Here is a 23,655-nt window from a genome sequence, read left to right on the forward strand (position 1 = left end):
AGATAAGAGGGCAGGTTCTGATGAATAAACAGGAAGGATAGAAACATGCGGAAGAAACTACATCTTAGATACTGGATCGCCTTTGGCTTTCTGGCTTTGCTTCTGATGAGCTTTATAGTGTGGAATATTAATTCCGGAAGTATTGAGATTTCTGTAAGAGAGATTATGGAAATCCTGTTTTTGGGAAAGGGAGAGGACACAGCACTTAATATCATCTGGGAGATCAGGCTTCCCAGAATACTGGCAGCGATTATCCTGGGCGGTGCCCTGTCTGTATCCGGTTTTCTTTTGCAGACGTTTTTTGGAAATCCCATAGCCAGTCCCTTTGTTCTTGGAATTTCATCCGGGGCAAAGCTGGTCGTTTCCCTTGTTATGATCTTCCTTCTGGGAAAATCCATGGTTGCCTCCTCGGCAGTTCTGATTCTGGCTGCATTTGTGGGCTCTATGATCTCTATGGGTTTTGTACTGCTTGTTGCAAAAAAAGTAAAACAGATGTCTGCTCTTATTATCAGTGGCATTATGATCGGATATATCTGTTCTGCCATTACAGATTTTGTGATCACGTTTGCAGATGATTCCAATATTGTAAATCTTCATAACTGGTCCATGGGAAGCTTTTCCGGCATGAACTGGGAAAATGTGAGGATGATGGCAGTTGTGACAGCAGTTACGGTACTGATGGTATTTCTGATGTCAAAACCTATCAGCGCTTATCAGCTTGGGGAAGGCTATGCACAGAACATGGGCGTAAATATTAAACTTTTCCGTGTGGCTCTGATTCTTCTGTCAAGTATTTTATCAGCATGCGTCACTGCATTTGCAGGACCCATATCCTTTGTAGGAATTGCGGTGCCTCATCTGGTAAAAAGTTTATTAAAAACAGCCCGGCCCCTTCTGGTGATCCCGGCTTGTTTTCTGGGAGGAGCAGTATTCTGTCTTTTCTGTGATCTGATCGCAAGAACAGCCTTTGCGCCTACGGAGCTCAGTATCAGTTCAGTAACTGCGGTGTTTGGCGCGCCTGTTGTTATTTATATTATGATTCGGAGAAAGAGGTCCGCATAATGGAAGAGTATTTTATTCAAACAGAGCAGCTGACAGTAGGTTATGACGGGAAGCCTCTGATCAAAGATATTAAGATCCGTCTGAAAAAAGGGGAGATACTTACTCTGATCGGCCCTAACGGAGCAGGAAAGTCCACGATTTTAAAAAGTATGACCCGGCAGCTGAAACTGGTTGGCGGGGCAGTATACCTGGACGGTGAAATGATGAGCCGCATGTCCGGAAAGGATGTGGCAAAAAGACTGGCGGTTGTAATGACAGAACGTATCCGGCCGGAGCTTATGACCTGTGAGGATATTGTGGCAACAGGACGTTATCCATATACGGGAACACTGGGAATTATGGGAGAAGAAGACTGGGAAAAGGTTCATGAGGCAATGGAACTGGTTCATGCACTGGATTTTAAGGACAGGGATTTTACCGCCGTCAGTGACGGCCAGAGACAGAGGATTCTTCTTGCAAGAGCTATCTGTCAGGAGCCGGAGGTAATTGTACTGGACGAGCCTACTTCATTTCTTGATATCAGACACAAGCTTGAGCTGCTGGCAATTCTTAAAGATATGGTAGTTCGGAAAAAAACAGCGGTTCTGATGTCTCTTCATGAACTGGATCTGGCTCAGAAGATTTCTGACTGCGTGATCTGTGTTCATGGAGATAAAATAGAAAAATACGGGTCTCCGGAGGAAATCTTCAGTTCTGAATATGTGCATCATCTTTATGGGATTACAACAGGGAGCTACAATGCTGCGTTCGGGTGTCTGGAAATGGAAAGACCAAAAGGAAAGCCGGAGGTATTTGTGATCGGAGGAAACGGGACAGGTATTCCGGTATACAGGAAGCTTCAGAGGGCTGGAATTCCTTTTGCAGCAGGTATTCTCCACGGAAATGATGTGGACTGTGAGGTTGCCAGAGCTCTGGCGGCAGAGGTGATAGAAGAACAGCCGTTTTCTCTGATACGGGAGGAAGTTTATCAGAAGGCAGTGCAGGTGATGGAGCAGTGTGCCCATGTGATCTGCTGTGTAAATGAGTTCGGGCCTGTAAATGAAAAAAACAGGCAGCTTTGCTGTCTGGCAGAGAAAGCCGGAAAACTTGCACAGGAGAAAGGATTCTGCTATAATAGGAACACTTGATACATATTTTTTGTTTGAAACAGAAAGAGACAGGTGTTTTCATGGCAAGACCAGCACAGCAGAAAAAGCTGTCAGGCCACGGCAGGAAAAGATCCGTAAGACGGAAACGAGTGGATTATTATGATTACAGCCTTCTGGCAGTGATCATTCTTCTTACCTGCTTTGGTCTGATTATGCTGTACAGTACCAGTTCCTACATGGCAGAGGTCAAGTACGGCGATGACATGTATTTTTTTAAGAAACAGGCGCTGATCAGCGCTGTCTGTATTGTTGCGGCAGTTGTAATATCAAAAATTGATTACCATATCCTTGGCAGATTTACCACAATCTTATATGTATCTGCTCTGTTTCTGATGGCTCTGGTAAAGCTTACTCCACTGGGTCAGGAGGTAAACGGAGCGAGACGCTGGCTGAAGCTGGGGATTCAGTTTCAGCCTGCGGAGATTGCCAAAATTGCGGTGATTGTATGTCTGCCTTATATGATCATAAACATGGGGCGGCAGGTAAAAACGCTGAAGGGCTGTATGAGATTGGCAGGATCAGGAGGACTTCTTGCTGCCGGTGCTTATATTTTAACAGAAAACCTCAGTACGGCTATCATTATTTTCGGTATTACTGCAGGCCTTATTTTTATGGCTCATCCAAACACAAAGCTGTTTCTCAGTATTGCGGCGGTGGGTGTGGTTCTTGTGGCGGGAATCGTAATATTTTTGTATCTTACGGTAGACCCGGAAACAAACGAAAACTTTCGAATCGGGCGAATCCTTGTATGGCTCCGGCCGGAAGAGTTTGCAGACGGAATGGGATATCAGACTCTTCAGGCTCTGTATGCCATAGGCTCCGGCGGACTTCTGGGAAGAGGACTGGGAAACAGTATCCAGAAGCTGGGAAGTGTTCCAGAGGCGCAGAACGATATGATCTTTTCCATTGTGTGTGAGGAACTGGGAATAGCGGGAGGCGTGATGCTGCTTCTTATGTTTGCCTACCTTCTGTACCGGCTGTTCTTTATTGCACAGAATGCTTCCGACTTGCTGGGAAGCCTGATGGTAACCGGAATTTTTATCCATATTGCGCTGCAGGTGATCTTTAATGTTGCGGTTGTGCTGAATCTTATGCCCAATACAGGAGTTACCCTTCCGTTTATCAGCTACGGAGGAACCTCCATCATGTTTTTGATGGCGGAAATGGGTCTGGCGTTAAGTGTGGCCCGGCAGATAAAATTTCAAGACATGTAAGGAATAACCGGCAGACGAAGCCCGGAAAAAGAGAAAATCGTGGAAATCTATTGACAAATAGATGTACAGAATATATACTTTCCACATCAAAGTAGCATATTTGATAAAGGAGAAGATAGTAATGTTAGAAGAAATGAAAAAAATGATCGCAGAACAGTTAAGCTGTGATGAAAATGAGATTAATTTGGAAACTTCTTTTAAGGATGACCTGGGGGCAGATTCACTGGATCTTTTTGAGCTTGTAATGGCACTGGAGGATGAGTATAACATCGAGATTCCTGCGGAGGAGCTTGCAGATCTTGCTACCGTAGGAGATGTGATCGAATATCTGAAGAACAGAGGCATCGAAGCATAATTGAGTTAAACGGTTGCCGTGTATCAGGCGGCGACGCTAAATTCCCTGAGGCAGAGATGTCTCAGGGAATTTCATAGTATAAAGAAAACAGGAGAGAGATTATGACAAAGTTAAGGACAAGATTTGCGCCAAGCCCCACAGGAAGAATGCATGTGGGAAATCTGCGTACGGCATTATACGCATATCTGATCACCAAACATGAGGGCGGTGATTTTATTCTCCGCATTGAGGATACAGATCAGGAGCGTTATATGGAAGGGGCGGTTGATATTATTTACCGCACCATGGAAAAGACAGGACTGCTTCATGATGAGGGTCCGGACAAAGACGGCGGCGTAGGACCTTATGTGCAGAGTGAGCGTCAGGCATCCGGTCTTTATCTGGAATATGCCAGAAAGCTTGTGGATCAGGGCGACGCTTACTACTGCTTCTGCGGACAGGAAGAACTGGAATCCATGAAGCGCATGGTGGCAGGAAAAGAAATTTCCATTTATGACAAGCGCTGCCTGAAGCTTCCAAAGGAAGAAGTGGAAAGACGTCTTGCAGCAGGAGAGCCTCATGTGATCCGGTTTAATATGCCCACAGAGGGAACCACTACCTTCCATGATGTGATTTACGGAGATATCACAGTAAATAATGAGGAAATGGAAGATCTGATCCTGATCAAGTCTGACGGCTATCCTACTTATAATTTTGCAAACGTAGTGGACGATCATCTGATGGGAATCACCCATGTAGTCCGTGGAAACGAATATCTTTCTTCCGCGCCGAAATACAATCGTATTTACGAGGCGTTTGGCTGGGAAATCCCGGTTTATGTACACTGTCCTCTTATTACAAACGAGGAACATCAGAAGCTCAGCAAGCGTTCCGGACATTCCTCCTATGAGGATCTGGTAGATCAGGGATTCCTGACAGAGGCGATTGTAAACTTTGTGGCCCTTCTTGGCTGGAGCCCTCAGGAAAACAGAGAGATCTATTCTCTTCCTGAGCTTGTGGAAGCCTTTGACTATCACCACATCAGCAAATCACCGGCTGTTTTTGATATCCAGAAGCTGCGCTGGATGAACGGCGAATATATCAAAAAAATGGATCCGGAAGCTTTTTATGAAAAAGCCCTGCCTTATATGAAGGAAGTACTGAAAAAAGATTATAATTTCCATAAAATTGCAGGAATGGTGCAGACACGAATCGAGGTATTCCCGGATATTCCGGCTCTGATCGACTTCTTTGAGGAAGTTCCGGAGTATGATTCCTCCATGTACTGCCACAAAAAAATGAAAACAACAGAAGAGACTGCTCTTACTGTATTAAAAGAGGTTCTTCCTGTACTTGAAGCTCAGGAGGACTATACAAATGATCCTCTGTTTGCTTCTTTAAGCGAATTTGTAAAAGAAAAGGGCTACAAGAACGGATATGTTATGTGGCCGCTCCGTACTGCAGTTTCCGGCAAGCAGATGACACCTGCCGGAGCAACTGAGATCATGGAGATCATTGGCAAGGAAGAAACTCTGAAGCGCATAAAAGCAGCCATTGAAAAACTCAGCTAAGAACGGACTTATATGAAACGTAATCCATCTCAGAAACGGGCAATCGCCCACCTGTCAGGACCCATGATGGTTCTGGCAGGCCCCGGATCGGGGAAAACCTCCGTAACAGTAGAACGAATTGCATATATGACAAAAGAATGTGGGATATCCCCGGCTTCCATTCTTGTTGTGACATTTTCCAGGGCCGCGGCAAAGGAAATGAAGGAACGGTTTTTAAAATTTACCGGACAGGAGCACAGCCCGGTGACGTTTGGAACCTTTCACGGGGTATTTTATGCTATTTTAAAACAGGCATATGGATTTACTGCGGCAAATATTCTGTCAGAGGAAGAAAAGAATAGTATTTTAAAAGAACTTACCCTGGAGCTGGCAGGAGAGCTTGCAGAAGAGGGAGATTTTACCGGAGAACTGGCAAAAGAGATCAGTGTGGTAAAAGGAAACCGGATTTCTCTGGAGCATTATTATTCTTCCTGCTGTCCGGATGAGGTGTTCCGCCGGATATATCAGGGATATAGGAAAGAATGTACCGCAAGGCGAAAGCTGGATTTTGACGATATGCTTTTGTACTGCTATGAGCTTTTTCAGCAGAGACAGGACATTCTGAAAGCCTGGCAGAATAAATTTCAGTATATTCTGGTGGATGAGTTTCAGGATATCAACCAGCTTCAGTATGATATTGTCAGGCTTCTGGCAAAGCCGGAAAACAATCTGTTTATTGTAGGGGATGATGACCAGTCCATTTATCACTTCCGGGGGGCAAGACCGGAGATCATGCTGAATTTCACAAAGGATTATCCGGAAGCAGAAACGGTGGTCTTAAATGTAAACTACCGGTGTACAAAAAGAATCCTTGGATCAGCCATGAATGTGATCGGAGAAAATAAAACACGTTTTAAAAAAGAGCTGTCCACTCCCAATCCGGAGGGCGAACCGGTAAGTATTCTGGAATTTCCCAATCCCAGAGAAGAATATATGGAGATTACCGGTGAGCTGCGCAGGAGACTGGATGCAGGCGATGATCTGAAGGATACGGCAATACTTCTCCGGACAAATCAGGAGGCAGAAGGCCTTGTGGGAGCTCTGATGGAGCGTCAGGTACCTTTTGCCATGAAAGAAACTCTGCCCAATCTTTTTCATCACTGGATATGCAGAAATATGATGGCATATATGAGACTGGCAGCCGGGCAGAACTGCAGAAAGAATTTTCTGGAGATCATGAACCGTCCCAACCGTTATCTTTCACGGGAGGCTCTGGCGATTTCAAATGAACTGTCTTTTGAGCAGCTGAAGGAATTTTATAAGAATAAGGACTGGATGTGCGACAGGATCACCACCCTGGAAACCCATCTCAGGATTCTGAAGGGACTGCCCCCTTATGCGGCTATAAATTTTATCAGAAAAGGTATGGGATATGAAGAATACTTGCATGAATATGCACGTTATCGTAAAATAAAACCAGAGGAATTAAGTGAGATCCTGGACCGCCTTCTGGAAAGCGCAAAAGGAATAAACAGTCTGGAAGAATGGGAGACTTACATAGAAGATTATACGAAGAGACTGAATGAACAGGCAAAGAAGCAGGAAAAAGAGACAGAAGGAGTTCTGATCTCCACCATGCACGGGGTAAAGGGGCTGGAATTTGACCGGGTTTATATACTGAATGTAAATGAAGGCAGCATCCCTTATAAAAAAGCAGTTCTTGAGCCGGCTCTGGAAGAAGAGAGAAGACTGTTTTATGTCGGAATGACCCGGGCAAAGAAAAAACTCACGTTATGCTATGTGAAACGGCAGTACGAAAAGGACAGAGAACCGTCCAGATTTTTAAAGGAGGCAGGAGTATGAAAGCAGTCATTTATTTTACCGAGATTCCCCCACAGTATGAGCACAAAAACATGGGACATATGACAGGAGAAAAGCTTCTGGAAGAGGCGCTTCTGAAAGAGTATGGACGGAAGCTTGCTTTTGAGCCGAGGGCAAAAGGCGAGCACGGGAAACCGTTTTTTACATTACAGCCGAAAATTCATTATAACATCAGCCATTCCGGAAAGTATGTGGTCTGTGTTCTTGCAGGCGAGGAAGTGGGGATTGATATTCAGGAACACAGAGAACTGGATTATGAAAAAGGCCTGCAGAAACTGGTGCCGGTATCCCTGTTTCACGAAATACTGGAATCTGATCACATAAAGGAAGCTTTCTATAACCAGTGGGTGCTTCGTGAAGCATATATGAAATGGATCGGCGAGGGATTTTCCAGAGATTCCCGTACCATCCCAATGGACAGAGGAAATTCTGTGCTGCTGGAAATGGAGCCGGGATACAGCGGAGCTGTGTGGTCAGAAAACCCTCTGGAGCTCAGATGGGAACATCTGGAAATAAGCATTCCGTAAAATCCGGTAATGAAACAGAGATTGTCCTCATATATTATGTGTAAAGAGGGGGGAGGACAATGGAGGCCAGTCAGATCCAGAATCTGTTTGCCGGAAATATCCGGCGGCTTCTTGTCCAGACGGAGATCGATTACGACAGATTGTACGAGATCCGTCTCCGGGCAGGAAGGCCGCTGTTTCTCACTTATGATAAAGGCGAATGTTTTTTAAGAACAAAGGGCAGGGAGCCGTATGTGGTAACAAGAGAGGATCTGAAAGAGACACTGGAATACGTAAGCGGGTATTCTCTGTACGCCTATGAGGATGAACTTCGCCAGGGATATATGAGCGTACAGGGAGGCCACAGGGTAGGGGTTACCGGAAAAGTGATCCTGGATGGCGACCGGATCAGGGGAATGAAATATATTTCCTGTATCAATGTGCGTCTGGCTCATCAGATACCAGGATGCGCGGACGCTGTAATGCCCTATATCCGAAAAGAAAAATGGACAGCCCATACACTGATCATCTCACCGCCCAGATGTGGAAAAACCACACTTTTAAGGGATGTGATCCGACAGCTCAGCAATGGCTTCGGAAAGATTCCGGGTGTTACGGTTGGCGTGGTGGATGAGAGAAGCGAGCTGGCAGGCTGCTATCAGGGCATCCCCCAGAATGACCTGGGAATGAGAACGGATGTGCTGGACTGCTGTCCGAAAGCCCAGGGAATGCAGATGCTGATACGAGCCATGTCCCCGGCGGTAGTGGCAGTGGATGAGCTTGGAAAGGAAGAGGACTTCCGCGCAGTGGAAGCGGTGATCCACAGTGGGTGCAGACTGATCGCCACTGCCCATGGAGAGAATGTGGAAGCTGTGCTTGCCACACCCTTTTTTGCAGGGCTGAAAAAAATGCGAGTATTTGACAGATATATTGTTCTGGGAAAAGAAAAAAGAGCCGGCATTATCAGGGGGATTTTTGACGGAAGGGGAGTTCCATGCTGAAATTTGCAGGCATTCTCATGATTTTTATTGCAGGGACCGGCATGGGGACTGCAAAGAGTATGGAGCTTACAAAAAGAGAGCGGAATCTGAAAAAATTCCTGTGGCTGACCTCATGTTTAAAGGGGACAGTGCGCTGCGGCAATAGCTGTTTTCCTGAGGCGTTTCTGGAAATTTCAGAAAAGTTTGACGGTATGTACCAGGAGTTCCTTCAGAGTCTTGCGGACAGGCTGAAAGGTCAGGAAGGCCAGACCCTTGGACAGATTTTCCGGGACTGTGCAAAAAAAGAGTTCCGGACCGCAGGTTTTTCTGCAGAAGAAATGGAACTGATCGCTTCTCTTGGAGACAGGCTTGGCTATCTGGACAGAGAAATGCAGCTAAGGCAGCTGGATATTTTTGAGGAAGAGCTGTGCAGGAGGCTGGATTTTCTGGCCTGCCAGCTTCCGGAAAAAAAGAAACTATGCCGGAATCTGGGGATTCTGGGAGGGATTTTTCTGGGAGTGCTTTTGTGGTAGGAAGAAAACTGTGCAGAGCTTGGGAAAGGAGGACGATTTGGAAGTCGGTATTATTTTTAAAATAGCGGCAGTGGGAATCCTTGTTTCTGTTCTTTCTCAGATACTGAAACACAGTGGCAGAGATGAGCAGGCGTTTCTGGTAAGTCTTGCCGGACTTCTGGTGGTTCTCTTCTGGATCGTTCCCTATATATACGATCTGTTTGAAAGTATACAGACTCTTTTTGTTATGTAGACGGAGCAGATGCGGAAGGAGCGGAGCATGGATATTATAAAGATTTCTCTTCTTGGTGTATGCGGCGTAATGCTTGGATTTTTTCTGAAAGGAACAAAGCCGGAATACGCTGTTTTTGTAACTGTGGGAATCGGGATTATGATCCTGGGGCTTGCAGCAGGAAAGATAGAGTATATATTTTCAGCGGTGGATCGGCTGAAAGACAGCCTTCCTCTGGATGAAGGCTATCTGGCAACGCTGATAAAAATGATCGGTATTACCTACATCGGACAGTTTTCTGCAGGAATATGCAGAGATGCAGGGCATCAGGCAACGGCAGGACAGATCGAGCTGTTCTGTAAGCTGTCTATTATGGTCCTCAGTATTCCTGTGCTGATGGCGCTTCTGGATACGATCCAGAAGTTTTTTGTATGAAGAGGCTTTATAAAACTGGGATTTTTGTTTTATGCACCGCATTTATCATCTTTTGCGGAACAAAAGTCGTACAAGGGGCAGAAGAGGCTGATACGGCAGAGCAGATCCAGGGGGAGCTTCTTTCGGAGCTTGATTTCGGTCAGGTTCAGAGGATGCTGGACGAGCTTTTGGGGACAGAAAGCTTTTCTTTTCAGGAAGCTCTGAAGAAATTAATAAACGGGGAAGAAGCGATTTCAAAAGAGACAGTGCAGGAATTTCTGCGCGGTCTTTTTTTTTCCGGTTTTGAGAGAGAGAGGGAGCTGTTTGCAAAAATTCTGGTGCTGGTGATTCTTGCGGCAGTGTTTACAAATTTTGCTTCTGTGTTTGAAAACGGACAGGTGGGAGATGTCAGTTTTTATGTGGTGTATATTCTTCTGTTTACGCTTCTGATGGATTCTTTTTATGAAAAAACACGTTCGCTGCATCATACGATCTCCTGGATCGTGGAATTTATGAAGGCGCTGTCTCCGGCATATTTTATGACAGTGGCGGCATCTTCCGGAGCTCTGTCAGCAGCTGTGTTTTATGAAGGAGTTCTTCTTCTGGTGTGGCTGATCCAGTGGATTCTTCTGAATGTTCTTTTACCTGCGGCGGAGATTTATGTTCTTCTGCGTCTGGTAAATCATCTGTCCAGAGAAGAAATGCTGGGAAAATTTGCAGAATTTTTAAAAACAGTGATCAGCTGGGCACTAAAAACTCTTCTGGGCCTTGTGGCAGGGCTTCAGGTTGTCCGGGGGCTGGTGGCTCCGGTTATGGATTCTCTGAAAAGAAGTGTGATCGGAAAAGCGGCAGGAGCATTGCCGGGAGTTGGAAATGCTGTGAACATGGTAACAGAGCTGGTGATCACCAGTGCGGTCCTTGTACGCAACTGCCTTGGAGTTCTTATCCTTCTGGCAACAGTGGCTGCCGGGGCAGGACCTGTGATCCATTATGGGATGCTGTCTTTAACTTACCGGTTTCTGGCAGCAGTATCTCAGCCGATATCGGATAAGCGGATGGTGGAATGTCTGTCTACCATGGGAGAAGGCTTTGAGATCCTGCTGAAAATCCTTTTTACAGCAGAGGTTCTTTGTATTCTGACTTTTCTGATCATTATGGCAGGAATACAGGGAGGCGGCGTATGAGAGAGGACATTTACCAGTGGATGAAAAGTCTTGCAGTTTTTTATCTGTTTTTTACAGCAGTTCTTCAGCTGGTTCCTGATCGTAAATATGAACGCTATGTGCGTTCGTTTATGGGACTTCTTCTGATCTACATGCTCTGCACGCCTGTGTTTGCTGTATTTGGAAAAAGCGGGCAGCTTCTGGAAGGCTTTGCAGATACCTTTTATCAGGAACAGAAAAGGATGGACAGGATGGAAGCAGAAGAGCTTCAGACTTTTTATCTGAAACAGGGATACGAAAATGAGATTTCTTCTAAAATTGAAGAATTGTTAAAAGAATCAGGAATAAATCCTTCTGAGACTGCCGTACATATAGAAGGAGAGCGGATATCCGCAGTACTGACTGTAAAACAGGAGCTGACCCGGGAACAGGAAAGGGGGATTCGGGATGACCTCAGGAAGAGCTTCGGAATCGAAGAAAAGGACTGTAAGATCCTTACTGACAGAAATGACGGGGCAGCAGTGGATGGTTCTTCTGCTTCTGGGAATGCTTCTGACAGTAATCGCGCTTCCGGTATCAGACAGTAAGGAACAGACAGAGGAAAAGCAGGATCTTACGGAAAATACAGAAAGCTGTGAGGGGGACAGAACACTTCTGGAGGCAAAGCTGGAATCCATTCTGGAAAATACAGAAGGTGTGGGAAAGGTGCAGGTACTTCTGATGACCGGAGAGGGAAAACAGGGATTTTACGGAACGGAAAACACGGAAGTGACAGGTGTGCTGATTGCGGCAGAGGGGGCGGATAATTCTGTTACCGTGCAGAATATTCAGCAGGCTGTAATGGCATTATTTCAGATTGAAGCCCATAAAATAAAAATAATGAAAATGAAATGAGGAGAGTAAAGTGAAAAAAATCATGAAAAAGAATCAGGTGATCATCACCTCGCTGGCAATTCTGATCGCAGTAGCCGGATACCTGAATTTTGCGGATGTAGATCTGGGATTTAAGGATAAAGAGGCCAGTACAGACAGCAGCAGTATTCTGGAGGAGGTAGAGTATGATCTGACAGATGAAACAGCCCTTCTGGATGAGAACGGGGCAGATGGCCAGGGAGATCTTTCAACTACAGGAACTCCCGGAGAAGCCGTACTTACAGGAGCTTCTGATTTTGCAGCCCAGGCAAAGCTTTCCAGAGAGCAGGTGCGCTCTCAGAACAAGGCAGAGCTTCAGGAGATCATTGGAAATACCGATATCAGTGAGGAGAAAAAGCAGGAAGCCATCAATACCATGGTATCCATGACTGAGCTTGCGGAAAAAGAAGCGGCGGCAGAGCTTCTTCTGGAAGCAAAAGGATTTGAGAATGTGGTTGTGAATCTGACCGGGGAGACAGCGGATATTGTAGTGCCGGACAGCGCTCTGGAGGATGCGCAGAGGGCGCAGATCGAGGATATTGTAAAAAGAAAGACCGGCATCGCAGCAGAAAATATTGTGATCACACCTCTGAGTCAGAGCAGCGATGAAGCAGAAGCTGTCCCGGAAGGTGAAGAGGAGCTGGAGGAAACAAACGGAGAGGCTGAGGAGATCGGTGAAACAGAAGATTCAGGAGAAGCATCGGGATCCGGAGAGGATTATGAGGAGCAGGAAACCTCGGCAGAGGCTTCAGACGAGTATGTAATACAGACAGAAGGGATTTATGACTGACCGGTATCCGGATGAATAGAAAAAGGCGCCCCTCTTCCGGCAGGGAGAGGGGATTTTTCCTGTCCGATTGCTCTTGACAGTGCAGGCTTTTGTATACTAGAATGTGTGAGTATGTTATGAGTTTGTATGAATAGAAAACAGGAGGCTTAAACGTGTCCAAGTATGCGAAAGAGATAGAAAAGAGAAGAACCTTTGCCATTATTTCCCACCCGGATGCCGGTAAGACAACACTGACAGAAAAATTCCTTCTTTATGGAGGCGCCATCAATCTGGCAGGAAGCGTAAAGGGAAAGGCAACTGCCCGCCATGCGGTATCTGACTGGATGGAGATCGAGAAGGAGAGAGGTATTTCCGTAACCTCCTCTGTGCTTCAGTTCCATTATGACGGCTACTGTATCAATATTCTGGATACACCGGGACATCAGGATTTCTCGGAGGATACCTACCGTACCCTGATGGCAGCAGATTCCGCTGTCATGGTCATTGACGGAAGCAAGGGCGTGGAGGCGCAGACAAGAAAGCTGTTCAAGGTCTGTGTAATGCGCCACATTCCGATTTTTACATTTATCAACAAAATGGACAGAGACGCAAACGATACCTTTGATCTTCTGGATGAGATCGAAAAGGAACTGGGAATTGCGACCTGCCCTATTAACTGGCCTATTGGTTCCGGAAAAAAATTCCGCGGCGTTTATGACAGAAACACCCATAAGGTGCTGACCTTTTCCGATACACAAAAAGGAACAAAAGAGGGAATCATTGAGGAGATCGACATCGATGACTCCCGTCTTGATGAAATCGTAGATCCTGATCAGAAGGAACAGCTAATGGAAGAAATCGAGCTTCTTGACGGAGCAAGCGCAGATTTTGATCAGGAGCTGGTAAGTAAAGGTGAGCTGACTCCGGTATTTTTCGGATCTGCGCTGACAAACTTTGGTGTGGAGACTTTTCTGGAGCACTTCCTGTCCATGACAACCTCTCCACTTCCGCGTATTGCAGATGAGGAAGAGATTGATCCTATGTCTGACGATTTTTCTGCTTTTGTGTTTAAGATCCAGGCAAATATGAACAAGGCTCATCGTGACAGAATTGCCTTTATGCGTATCTGTTCCGGCAGGTTTGACGCTTCCCAGGAGGTATATCATGTACAGGGAGACAAAAAAATGCGCCTTCTGCAGCCACAGCAGATGATGGCAGAATCCCGTCATGTGGTTGACGAGGCATATGCAGGAGATATTATCGGCGTATTTGACCCGGGCATTTTTTCCATTGGAGATACCATCTGTTCACCGGGAAGAAAGTTTGCCTTTGAGGGAATCCCTACCTTTGCGCCGGAACATTTTGCCCGTGTCCGTCAGATTGATACCATGAAAAGAAAGCAGTTTGTAAAAGGAATCAATCAGATTGCCCAGGAGGGTGCCATTCAGATCTTCCAGGAGTTTAATACAGGAATGGAAGAGATCATTGTGGGCGTTGTGGGTGTCCTGCAGTTTGATGTTCTGAAATACCGCCTGGAAAATGAATATAATGTAGAGATCCGTCTGGAAAATCTTCCTTATGAGCATATCCGGTGGATCGCCAATAAGGATGAAGTGGATGTGGCAAAGATCACAGGAACCTCAGATATGAAAAAGGTAACAGACCTGAAAGGAAATCCTCTGCTTCTGTTTGTAAATGCATGGAGCGTGGGCATGACTCAGGACCGGAATCCGGATCTTGTACTGACAGAGTTCAGTAAATAAAAACTTTATCAGAAGAACCGATACAAAATGAAATAAATAATAAATGCTTTTATTTTCTGTAAAAATTTGATATACTAAGCTTATTAACAGGGACAGAGGAAACATGAAAAAGTCTGTTCCTTAACCGGAGTATCTGATTCTGAATCCTTAGGAGGAGTTATTATGGCAGAAAAAAGAACAACCTATAAAATACAGGATGTAGGAGGTATCGGTGAAGTAAAGATCGCAGATGAAGTGGTGACGATCATTGCGGCACTTGCGGCTACAGAAGTTGAGGGCGTTGCATCCATGGGCGGAAACATCACAAATGAACTGGTAAGCAAGCTTGGAATGAAGAACCTGTCCAAGGGCGTAAAGGTTACTGTTCTGGAGGGCGTTGTCACAGTGGATCTGACACTGAATATTGATTTCGGAAAAAATATTCTGGACGTCAGCCGGAAGGTTCAGGACAAGGTAAAGACATCTATTGAGAATATGACAGGCCTTGAGGTTGCAGATGTAAATATCCGCATTGCTGGTGTAGATATGGAGAACGAAAAAGGAAAGTAACCCTTTCCTTTTTTCTATATGAGGAGGAATTATGCGAAGACACGAACAGAGAGAACATATTTTTAAACTGCTGTTTATGACACAGTTTAATGAAGAGGGAGAAATGCCGGAGCAGCTTTCTCTTTACTTTGACAGTCTGGAGGAGCTGACAGAAGAAGAGCAGGCTGTCATGAAGAAGAAATACGATGATATTCTTGCGCATATTGAAGAAATCGATCAGGAATTAAATGAATACAGCCAGGGATGGAAAACAAGCAGAATGAACAGGGTTGACCTGACTGCTCTCCGTCTTGCTTTTTATGAGATGAAATTTGATGAGGAGATTCCGGTAGGAGTTGCCATCAACGAGGCAGTAGAGCTTGCCAAGCTTTTCGGCGGAGAAGATTCCGGTTCCTTTGTAAACGGAATCCTTGGAAAGATCGCAAGCGGAAAGAAAGAGGGCGGTCCTGTGCGCAGAACACATCGTCCTTCCCACCAGGCAAAGATCATTATCAGATCCAGCAAAAATCAGAAAAAAAAGGAACAGCCGTCATCTGAAGAAAGCAAGAACTGAAAATGAAAAGAGTTTATTCCGTAGGTCAGGTCAACCGCTATGTAAAAAATATGTTCCTTCAGGATTTTGTCCTGAAAAAGGTATATGTAAAGGGTGAGGTTTCCAACTGTAAATATCACCCAAGCGGACATATTTATTTTTCTCTGAAAGATGAGACAGGAGTTCTTTCCTGCGTGATGTTTGCCGGACACAGGCGCGGACTGGCATTCCGCATGAAAGACGGAGATCAGGTGGTAGTGGGCGGAGCTGTGGACGTTTACGAGAGGGACGGACGTTATCAGCTTTATGCAAAGGAGATCACCCAGGAAGGAGAAGGCGTTCTGTACGAACGTTTTCTTGCTTTGAAAAGAGAACTGGAAGAAATGGGAATGTTTGCCCAGGAATATAAACAGCCCATTCCGGAATTTATCCGAAGACTGGGTGTGGTAACTGCGCCTGCAGGAGCGGCCATACAGGATATCCGCAATATTTCTCTGAGAAGAAATCCGTATGTCCAGATCATCCTCTATCCGGCACTGGTACAGGGAGAAGGAGCTGCGGACAGTATTGTAAAGGGTATCCGTATGCTGGATGAAGCCGGTGTGGATGTAATGATCGTTGGAAGAGGCGGAGGTTCCATAGAGGATCTCTGGGCCTTTAATGAAGAAAAAGTAGCCCGCGCTATTTTTGACTGCAGAACGCCTGTGATCTCCGCGGTAGGACATGAAACAGATTTTACCATTGCGGATTTTGTGGCGGATCTGAGAGCGCCTACACCGTCAGCGGCAGCAGAGCTGGCTGTGGCTCAGTATGGGAAGCTGGTTGAGAATACCGCCAGTTTCCGTGAGCGTCTGAACCGGGGGATGAATGCAAAGCTGAATCTGGAGCGTTTACGTCTGGATCAGCTTCAGATGAGATTTCAGTATTTAAGTCCGGAAAGCAGGCTGAGGGAAAGAAGACAGCTTCTTCTGGATTATGAGGATGCCCTCAGAGACGGGATGAAGTGGAAGCTTCAGGAAAAACGCCATGTGCTGGGGCTTTATCTGGAACGTTATAAAGGACTTTCGCCCCTTGGCAAGCTCAGCCAGGGCTACGCTTTTGTGGCGGACAGCCGGGGCAGGGCAGTCAAAACAACGGTAGGCATAAAGCCGGGAGACCGGATGGAAATTTCTGTGACAGACGGTGTGATCGAAGCTGAGGTTACAGGAATCAGAAAGGAAACATGGGAAACATGACAGAGACGATTAACCAGGAAACGGATCTCCAAAAAGAGAAGACCCTGGAGGAAGCCTTTGAAAAGCTGGGAGAACTGGCAGAAAGGCTGGAGGACAGCGAGACCTCTCTGGAAGATTCGTTCCGCTTTTATAAAGAAGGAATGGAGCTTTTAAAATACTGCAGCGAAAAGCTGGACACAGTAGAAAAAAAAATGCTCCAGATGGATGAAGATGGAACATTACGGGAATTTTAAGGATGAACTGAAAAAACGGACGGATCATGCGGAAGAAGTGATCCGCCGCTGGCTTCCAGAAGAAAAAGGTTTTGCCAGAACCATGGCAGAGACAATGAATTACAGTATGTGTGCAGGAGGCAAGCGTCTGCGCCCGGTACTTCTTCTGGAGTGCTGCCGGCTTTTTGACGGAGACGAGGCTCTGGCAGAGCCTTTTATGGCAGGAATCGAGATGATTCATACGCATTCTCTGATCCATGATGATCTTCCGGCAATTGATAATGATGATTACAGGAGAGGGCGTCTGACTGCTCACAGGGTATATGGGGAAGCCATGGGGATCCTGGGAGGGGCAGCTCTTTTAAATTATGCCTATGAAACCATGTTCCGGGCTTTTGATCATGCTCCGGGAGATGCGCGTGTGATACAGGCTCTTCGGATTATGGCAGAAAAGACTGGGATTTTCGGTATGCTGGGCGGCCAGAGTGTGGATGTGGAAAATGACGGCAAGCCTTTAAGCAAGGAAATGCTGGATTATATTTACAAACACAAAACCTCAGCTCTTCTGGAAGCCTCCATGATGGCAGGAGCAGTTCTGGGCGGCGCAGATGAACAGGAGCTTGCTCTTGTAGAAAGCGCCGCGTCAGATATCGGACTGGCTTTTCAGATCCGGGATGATATTCTTGATGTGACATCTACAAGCGAAGAGCTTGGCAAGCCGGTTCACAGTGACGAAAAGAACAATAAGATTACATATGTGACACTTTTCGGTACAGAGGAGGCGTCCCGACAGGTAGAAGCGCTTTCTGAAAGCGCGGTTTCTTCTCTGGAAAAGCTGAACAGAAAAAATGAATTCCTGACGGCTCTGGTCAGGGAAATGGCAGGGCGCAGGAAGTAAGAGAGGGACACGAAGGATGTTGGAAAAGATCAATAAGCCCAATGATATTCACAAGATCGCGCTGGCGGATTTTCCGCTTCTGGCAGAAGAGATCAGACAGTTTTTAATAGAATCGGTCAGCCGTACAGGAGGACATCTTGCGTCAAATCTGGGAGCTGTGGAGCTGACGCTTGCCCTTCATAATGTGCTGGATCTTCCTCAGGACCGGATCATCTGGGACGTGGGACATCAGGCATATACCCATAAGATCCTGACCGGAAGAAAGGACGGCTTTGCAAAACTCAGGCAGGAAGGCGGCATGAGCGGTTTTCCAAAAAGAAAAGAAAGCGACTGTGACGCTTTTGACGCAGGTCACAGCTCCAATTCTATTTCTGCAGGTCTGGGATACGTAAGAGCCAGAGATCTTCTGGGACAGAATTACCGGGTAGTATCTGTGATCGGCGACGGCGCTCTGACAGGCGGAATGGCTTATGAGGCCATGAACAATGCGGCAGGGCTGAAAACGAATTTTATTATTGTGCTCAATGACAATAATATGTCCATATCAAAAAACGTAGGAGGAATGTCTTCCTATTTAAGTGCGCTGCGCACAGCAGAGTCCTATACCGGAATGAAGATTAATGTGACAAAAACACTGAAAAAAGTGCCGAAAATAGGACCGGCTATTGTGGACACCATGCGGAAAACAAAAAGCAGCATCAAGCAGCTGATCATTCCGGGCATGTTGTTTGAAAATATGGGAATCACTTATCTGGGGCCGGTTGACGGACATAATATGCGCCAGATGATGCGTCTGTTTAATGAGGCAAAACGGGTAGAAGGACCGGTGATCGTTCATGTACTTACAGAAAAAGGCAGAGGCTATACGCCCGCCTGTGTTCATCCGGACCGTTTTCACGGTACAGGTCCTTTTGACATAAAAACAGGAAAGTCTTTGTCAGCAAAGAAAAGCCTTACCTATACAGATGTTTTTTCGGATACAGTGACAGCTCTTGGCAAAGAGCAGAAAAAGCTGGTTTGTATTACTGCGGCTATGCGGGAAGGGACCGGGCTTAAAAGATTTGCAAAGGAATTTCCGGACCGGTTTTTTGATGTGGGAATTGCAGAGGAGCATGCAGTGTCATTTGCAGCAGGTCTTGCTCTGGGCGGAATGATTCCGGTAGTGGCTATTTATTCCTCCTTTTTGCAGAGAGCAGTGGATCAGATCGTGCATGACGTGTGCATGCAGAACCTGCACGTGATTTTTGCCATTGACCGGGCGGGACTTGTAGGAGCTGACGGGGAAACCCATCAGGGATGCTTTGATCTGTCTTATCTGACCATGATACCCAATATGACAGTGATGGCTCCGAAAAATGCCTGGGAACTGTCAAAAATGCTGGAGTTTTCCGCATATATGGCAGGTCCCTGCGCGATCCGTTATCCCAGGGGAGGCGCATATCAGGGGCTGGAAGAGTTTCAGAGTCCTGTCCAGTATGGAAAAAGCGAGATTCTTTACCGGGGAGAAAAAACAGCGATTTTATCAGTGGGAAGCATGACTGAAGTATGTGAGCAGGTGTACAGAGAAATGAAAGCCAAGGGAGAGAATCCAACGTTTGTAAACGCAAGGTTTGTCAAGCCTCTGGATACCGGGCTTCTGGATGAGCTGGCAAAGGATCACAGCCTTTTTGTAACAGTAGAGGAAAATGTAAAAAGCGGCGGTTTTGGCGAACATGTGGCAGTTTATATGGAAGCCTGCCATCCGGAAACGCGGGTACTTCCCATTGCCATCTGGAACCGCTTTGTGGAGCATGGAGAGGTGGACAGCCTGAGAGCTAAGATCGGTCTGTCTCCGGCAGAAATCTTCAGCGCCATAGAAAATGAATTAGAGGAAGAAAAAACAGCAGAGGACGGGTATAAGGAGCAGAAATGAAGAAACGACTTGACCTTTTGATGGTGGAGCGGGCCCTGGCGCCATCCAGAGAAAAAGCAAAGGCATATATTATGTCCGGGGATGTGTATGTGGACGGACAGAAAGAAGACAAGGCAGGAACCATGTTTCAGGAGACGGTTAAGATCGAGGTAAGAGGAAATACCCTTCCTTATGTAAGCCGAGGAGGGCTGAAACTGGAAAAAGCCATGAATCATTTTGAGGTGACTCTTGACGGAAAGGTCTGCATGGATGTGGGAGCTTCCACCGGAGGATTTACAGACTGTATGCTTCAGAACGGCGCAGTAAAGGTCTATTCTATTGATGTGGGATATGGACAGCTTGACTGGAAGCTTCGCAATGATCCCCGTGTGGTATGTATGGAAAAAACAAACATCAGGTATGTGGTTCCGGAAGACCTTCAGGAGCCGGCGGACTTTTCTTCCATTGACGTGTCCTTTATTTCCCTTATCAAGGTTCTTCTTCCTGTAAGAAATCTTCTTACAGAGAATGGAGAGATCGTGTGCCTGATCAAGCCGCAGTTTGAGGCGGGCAGAGAAAAGGTGGGGAAAAAAGGTGTTGTCCGGGATCCGGCAGTACACCTTGAGGTGATTGAAAAAGTAATCGCATATGCGCAGTCCATTGCCCTTGAACCGCGTCACCTTTCTTTTTCACCGATCAAGGGACCGGAAGGGAATATTGAATATCTTCTTCATCTGAAAAAGCAGCCTGAGGGAACTATTACAGGTTCCTCACCGGAAGTGGAGCCTGAGAACATCGTGCGCCAGGCTCACGATCAGCTGGATTAGGGAAGGGATGCTATGGACAGGTTTTATATTATTACAAACGATGCCAAGGACAGGGATTTTAAGCTGACGGAAGAAATAGAGACCTATCTTACTTCTCATGGAAAAGAATGCAGGGTACAGCAGGCAGAACGCAGGCAGAGAGGAAAATTCCACTACACGGATCCGGATCTGATTCCTGAGGGAACTCAGTGTATTCTTGTACTGGGCGGAGACGGAACCCTTCTTCAGGCGGCGAGAGATGTGGTCCACAGAGAGATCCCGCTTCTGGGAATGAATCTGGGAACTCTGGGATTTCTGGCAGAGGTGGACAAAAATTCCATTTATCCGTCTCTGGATCAGCTGATGGCAGATGATTATGAGATCGAAGAGCGGATGATGCTTACCGGAAGCGTGTGGAGAGACGGAAAGCTTATTGGTGAGGATGTTGCTCTTAATGACATTGTGATCTGCAGAGAGGGACCCTTAAGGGTGGTCCGGTTTAAAAATTATGTAAATAATGAATATCTGAATTCTTATAATGCAGACGGTATCATTATTTCCACGCCTACGGGATCTACGGGCTACAGTCTGTCCTGCGGCGGACCGGTGGTGTCTCCGGATGCATCGATGACTCTGATGACACCCATAGCGCCTCATACCATGAATACAAGAAGTATTATTTTCCCGGCAGAGGATGTGATCACAGTGGAGATTGGTGAGGGAAGAAGGCAGAATGAGGAAAAAGGTCTGGCTTCTTTTGACGGAGACACGGTGATCCCAATGGTAACAGGAGATAAAATTATCATAAAAAAGGCTTCAGTAAGCTGCAGGATACTGAAGCTGAACCATTTAAGCTTTGTAGAAGTGCTGAGGCAGAAAATGCGCGATAACTAAGGTACCGGACGGAGGGATATTGTGAAGGTAGCAAGACATGAAAAAATCAAAGAACTGATCCAGCAGTATGATATTGATACGCAGGAAGAGCTTGCGTCCCGCCTTAACGAGGCAGGGTTCAAGGTCACACAGGCAACGGTGTCAAGAGATATCCGTGCCCTTAAAATGATGAAAGTAACAGGCAAAGACGGAAAATCCCGCTATGTGATCCTGCAGGAGCTTCCTACAGAGATGGGAGAAAAATATACCAGAGTGCTCCATGACGCTCTTCTCACCATTGATCAGGGCCAGAACATTCTGGTGATCCGTACGGTTCCCGGCATGGCAATGGGGGTAGCGGCTGCTCTGGATGCCCTGAACTGGGAGGAAATTCTTGGAAGTATTGCAGGCGACGATACGGTCATGTGCGTGGCCAGAACACTGGAAGAGGCTTCCAGTGTGGCAGAACGTTTAAAAAGTATATTGCAGAAATAGGAAGGCGAGAAAATGTTAATTCATCTGCATGTAAAAAATCTTGCTCTGATCGAGGACATTGAGGTAGAGTTCGGTCCGGGGCTTAACATTCTTACAGGAGAGACAGGAGCAGGAAAGTCGGTTCTTCTTGGTTCCATGCAGCTGATCCTTGGCGGACGTACCGCCAGAGATATGATCCGCACAGGAGCTTCCTGTGCATTGGTAGAGCTTTTGTTCCAGGTAGAAAACAAAAAGGCAGAGCAGGCGCTCAATTCTCTTGGAATTTTTACAGAAGAGGGACAGGTTCTTCTTTCACGGAAGATTATGGATGGAAGAAGCATTAATAAGATCAATGGTGAAACCTGTACCGTAGGCCAGATGAAGGCGGCGGCAGAATGTCTTCTGGATATACACGGCCAGCATGAACATCAGTCTCTTTTGTATCAGGAGAAACAGCTGGAGATCCTGGACGCATATGGAAGAGAAAAGATACGTCCGGCAAAGGAAGCGGTCAGACAGTCCTATGAGGAATACCGCAAATATATGCGGGCTCTGAAGGAACTGGATACAGATGAAGAACAGAGAAACCGTGAAAAGGCATTTCTGGAATTTGAGATCAGTGAGATCGAGAAGGCTCATTTAGTGCCGGGTGAAGACGAGGAGCTGGAAACGCTTTACCGCAGGCTGAACAATGGAAAGCTGATTCTGGAAACCCTGCAGAGCGTTCACAGCCTTACCGGGTATGATTCCGGACAGGGGGCCGGAGAGGCGGTCGGAACCGGAGTACGGGAGCTTTTAAGGGTGACAGAGTACGATACGCAGCTGGAATCTATGGCAGAGACTCTTCAGGAGATCGACGGGCTTCTCAATGATTTTAACAGAGAGCTTTCTTCCTATGTGGAGGATTTAAGCTTTGATGATGAAACCTTTTATGAGACAGAAAAACGTCTGGATCAGATCAACGGGCTGAAAGCAAAATACGGACGTACCATAGAGGAAATCCTGGAATATCAGAATACACAGCAGCAAAAACTGGAAAAGCTTGCCAGGTATGAAGAAAATTTCCTGGAAGCCCGGCAAAATCTGAAAAAAGCAGAAGAGCAGCTGGAAAAAGATTCGTATGTTTTATCAGAAATCAGGAAAGACTACAGTAAGACATTAACAGAAAAGATTATTGAAGGTCTGAGGGATCTGAACTTTCTTGATGTAAAATTCCGGATTGATTTTCAGAGAAAGCAGGAGTTTACAGATAACGGCTATGACAGCATTGAATATGAAATCTCCACAAATCCCGGCGAGAGTGTGAAGCCTCTGGGAAGGATCGTTTCCGGCGGTGAGCTGTCCAGGATCATGCTGGCGATAAAAGCGATTCTTGCAGACAGAGATCAGATTGAAACACTGATCTTTGATGAGATTGATACAGGAATCAGTGGAAGGACGGCTCAGAAGGTATCCGAAAAAATGGCTGTCATCGGAAGCTGCCATCAGGTTCTGTGCATCACGCACCTTCCCCAGATCGCGGCAATGGCAGACACTCATTTTGAGATCGAAAAACATCAGAAGGGAAGCGAGACGATCACAGAGATCCATCCCCTTGGTGAAAGGGAATCGGTTCGTGAGCTTGCCAGACTTCTGGGCGGAGCGGAGATCACGGAGGCCGTTCTCAAAAATGCAATGGAAATGAAAGAATTGGCACAAGTACATAAAAATACAAGAGTGAAATAGAAATATTCACCGCATAATAA

At 46.3% G+C, this 23,655-nt stretch carries 26 protein-coding genes; all 26 read left to right on the forward strand.

Going from position 1 to position 23,655, the window contains the following annotated elements; translation table 11 throughout:
- The first annotated feature begins 45 nt into the window (after positions 1-45).
- The 26 genes from NSA57_RS00875 to recN all read left to right on the forward strand — a co-directional run bounded on the left by NSA57_RS00875 (position 46) and on the right by recN (position 23,635).
- The gene (locus NSA57_RS00875) at positions 46-1,062 is read left to right on the forward strand and encodes a FecCD family ABC transporter permease (protein ID WP_257463723.1); all 1,017 of its coding nucleotides are present in this window, start codon (positions 46-48) and stop codon (positions 1,060-1,062) included.
- On the forward strand, positions 1,062-2,189 hold the full coding sequence (locus tag NSA57_RS00880; protein WP_257463724.1) for an ABC transporter ATP-binding protein: 1,128 nt from the start codon (positions 1,062-1,064) through the stop codon (positions 2,187-2,189). The genes NSA57_RS00875 and NSA57_RS00880 overlap by 1 nt, the downstream gene beginning before the upstream one ends.
- Positions 2,190-2,230: 41 nt before the next feature.
- Entirely contained in the window at positions 2,231-3,424 is a 1,194-nt protein-coding gene (locus NSA57_RS00885) for an FtsW/RodA/SpoVE family cell cycle protein (RefSeq protein WP_257463725.1), read from the forward strand.
- A gap of 121 nt (positions 3,425-3,545) precedes the next feature.
- Entirely contained in the window at positions 3,546-3,779 is a 234-nt protein-coding gene (gene acpP / locus NSA57_RS00890) for an acyl carrier protein (RefSeq protein ID WP_022066858.1), read from the forward strand.
- A 101-nt stretch (positions 3,780-3,880) separates the two neighbouring features.
- Entirely contained in the window at positions 3,881-5,329 is a 1,449-nt protein-coding gene (gene gltX / locus NSA57_RS00895; protein WP_147598047.1) for a glutamate--tRNA ligase, read from the forward strand.
- A gap of 12 nt (positions 5,330-5,341) precedes the next feature.
- Positions 5,342-7,171 carry an ATP-dependent helicase gene (locus NSA57_RS00900; RefSeq protein WP_257463726.1) on the forward strand — a complete coding sequence of 610 codons (1,830 nt, stop codon included), beginning with the start codon at positions 5,342-5,344 and terminating at the stop codon, positions 7,169-7,171.
- Complete coding sequence (locus NSA57_RS00905; RefSeq protein WP_257463727.1) at positions 7,168-7,716, forward strand: 4'-phosphopantetheinyl transferase family protein; 549 nt, start codon at positions 7,168-7,170, stop codon at positions 7,714-7,716. Before NSA57_RS00900 ends, NSA57_RS00905 begins: the two co-directional genes overlap by 4 nt.
- 59 nt (positions 7,717-7,775) lie before the next feature.
- Complete coding sequence (gene spoIIIAA, locus NSA57_RS00910; protein ID WP_257463728.1) at positions 7,776-8,696, forward strand: stage III sporulation protein AA; 921 nt, start codon at positions 7,776-7,778, stop codon at positions 8,694-8,696.
- Positions 8,690-9,208 (forward strand): stage III sporulation protein AB, encoded by a 519-nt coding sequence (locus NSA57_RS00915; protein ID WP_147598051.1) that lies wholly within the window; start codon positions 8,690-8,692, stop codon positions 9,206-9,208. Before spoIIIAA ends, NSA57_RS00915 begins: the two co-directional genes overlap by 7 nt.
- A gap of 37 nt (positions 9,209-9,245) precedes the next feature.
- Positions 9,246-9,440 carry a stage III sporulation protein AC gene (spoIIIAC, locus tag NSA57_RS00920; protein ID WP_022067581.1) on the forward strand — a complete coding sequence of 65 codons (195 nt, stop codon included), beginning with the start codon at positions 9,246-9,248 and terminating at the stop codon, positions 9,438-9,440.
- Positions 9,441-9,467: 27 nt separating this feature from the next.
- On the forward strand, positions 9,468-9,854 hold the full coding sequence (locus tag NSA57_RS00925) for a SpoIIIAC/SpoIIIAD family protein (protein ID WP_022067580.1): 387 nt from the start codon (positions 9,468-9,470) through the stop codon (positions 9,852-9,854).
- Entirely contained in the window at positions 9,851-11,017 is a 1,167-nt protein-coding gene (locus NSA57_RS00930; protein WP_257463729.1) for a stage III sporulation protein AE, read from the forward strand. Before NSA57_RS00925 ends, NSA57_RS00930 begins: the two co-directional genes overlap by 4 nt.
- Positions 11,014-11,583: a stage III sporulation protein AF gene (locus NSA57_RS00935; RefSeq protein WP_138269977.1), complete on the forward strand. Its 570-nt coding sequence runs from the start codon at positions 11,014-11,016 to the stop codon at positions 11,581-11,583. Before NSA57_RS00930 ends, NSA57_RS00935 begins: the two co-directional genes overlap by 4 nt.
- On the forward strand, positions 11,522-11,890 hold the full coding sequence (locus tag NSA57_RS00940; RefSeq protein WP_022067577.1) for a SpoIIIAG-related protein: 369 nt from the start codon (positions 11,522-11,524) through the stop codon (positions 11,888-11,890). The genes NSA57_RS00935 and NSA57_RS00940 overlap by 62 nt, the downstream gene beginning before the upstream one ends.
- Positions 11,891-11,900: 10 nt before the next feature.
- On the forward strand, positions 11,901-12,698 hold the full coding sequence (locus tag NSA57_RS00945) for a SpoIIIAH-like family protein (RefSeq protein ID WP_022067576.1): 798 nt from the start codon (positions 11,901-11,903) through the stop codon (positions 12,696-12,698).
- Positions 12,699-12,850: 152 nt separating this feature from the next.
- Entirely contained in the window at positions 12,851-14,440 is a 1,590-nt protein-coding gene (locus NSA57_RS00950) for a peptide chain release factor 3 (RefSeq protein ID WP_257463730.1), read from the forward strand.
- Positions 14,441-14,602: 162 nt separating this feature from the next.
- Positions 14,603-14,989, forward strand: a complete 387-nt coding sequence (locus NSA57_RS00955; protein ID WP_022067046.1) for an Asp23/Gls24 family envelope stress response protein — start codon at positions 14,603-14,605, stop codon at positions 14,987-14,989.
- Between the two features lie 31 nt (positions 14,990-15,020).
- Positions 15,021-15,542, forward strand: coding sequence for a transcription antitermination factor NusB (gene nusB, locus NSA57_RS00960; RefSeq protein ID WP_022067045.1), 522 nt, complete (start codon positions 15,021-15,023; stop codon positions 15,540-15,542).
- A 2-nt stretch (positions 15,543-15,544) separates the two neighbouring features.
- Positions 15,545-16,756, forward strand: coding sequence for an exodeoxyribonuclease VII large subunit (gene xseA, locus NSA57_RS00965; protein WP_257463731.1), 1,212 nt, complete (start codon positions 15,545-15,547; stop codon positions 16,754-16,756).
- Positions 16,753-16,989, forward strand: coding sequence for an exodeoxyribonuclease VII small subunit (xseB, locus tag NSA57_RS00970; RefSeq protein ID WP_022067043.1), 237 nt, complete (start codon positions 16,753-16,755; stop codon positions 16,987-16,989). The genes xseA and xseB overlap by 4 nt, the downstream gene beginning before the upstream one ends.
- Positions 16,967-17,866 carry a polyprenyl synthetase family protein gene (locus NSA57_RS00975; RefSeq protein WP_257463732.1) on the forward strand — a complete coding sequence of 300 codons (900 nt, stop codon included), beginning with the start codon at positions 16,967-16,969 and terminating at the stop codon, positions 17,864-17,866. The genes xseB and NSA57_RS00975 overlap by 23 nt, the downstream gene beginning before the upstream one ends.
- Positions 17,867-17,882: 16 nt before the next feature.
- Positions 17,883-19,778 carry a 1-deoxy-D-xylulose-5-phosphate synthase gene (dxs, locus tag NSA57_RS00980; protein WP_257463733.1) on the forward strand — a complete coding sequence of 632 codons (1,896 nt, stop codon included), beginning with the start codon at positions 17,883-17,885 and terminating at the stop codon, positions 19,776-19,778.
- Positions 19,775-20,584, forward strand: coding sequence for a TlyA family RNA methyltransferase (locus NSA57_RS00985; RefSeq protein WP_257463734.1), 810 nt, complete (start codon positions 19,775-19,777; stop codon positions 20,582-20,584). The genes dxs and NSA57_RS00985 overlap by 4 nt, the downstream gene beginning before the upstream one ends.
- 12 nt (positions 20,585-20,596) lie before the next feature.
- Positions 20,597-21,457, forward strand: a complete 861-nt coding sequence (locus NSA57_RS00990) for an NAD(+)/NADH kinase (protein WP_022067039.1) — start codon at positions 20,597-20,599, stop codon at positions 21,455-21,457.
- 21 nt (positions 21,458-21,478) lie between these two features.
- Positions 21,479-21,931 (forward strand): arginine repressor, encoded by a 453-nt coding sequence (gene argR / locus NSA57_RS00995; RefSeq protein ID WP_173752040.1) that lies wholly within the window; start codon positions 21,479-21,481, stop codon positions 21,929-21,931.
- 12 nt (positions 21,932-21,943) lie between these two features.
- Positions 21,944-23,635 (forward strand): DNA repair protein RecN, encoded by a 1,692-nt coding sequence (recN, locus tag NSA57_RS01000; RefSeq protein WP_022067038.1) that lies wholly within the window; start codon positions 21,944-21,946, stop codon positions 23,633-23,635.
- The last annotated feature ends 20 nt before the right edge of the window (positions 23,636-23,655 follow it).

The sequence above is a fragment of the Blautia caecimuris genome, assembly GCF_024622975.1.
GTDB classification, from domain to species: domain Bacteria; phylum Bacillota; class Clostridia; order Lachnospirales; family Lachnospiraceae; genus Blautia_A; species Blautia_A caecimuris.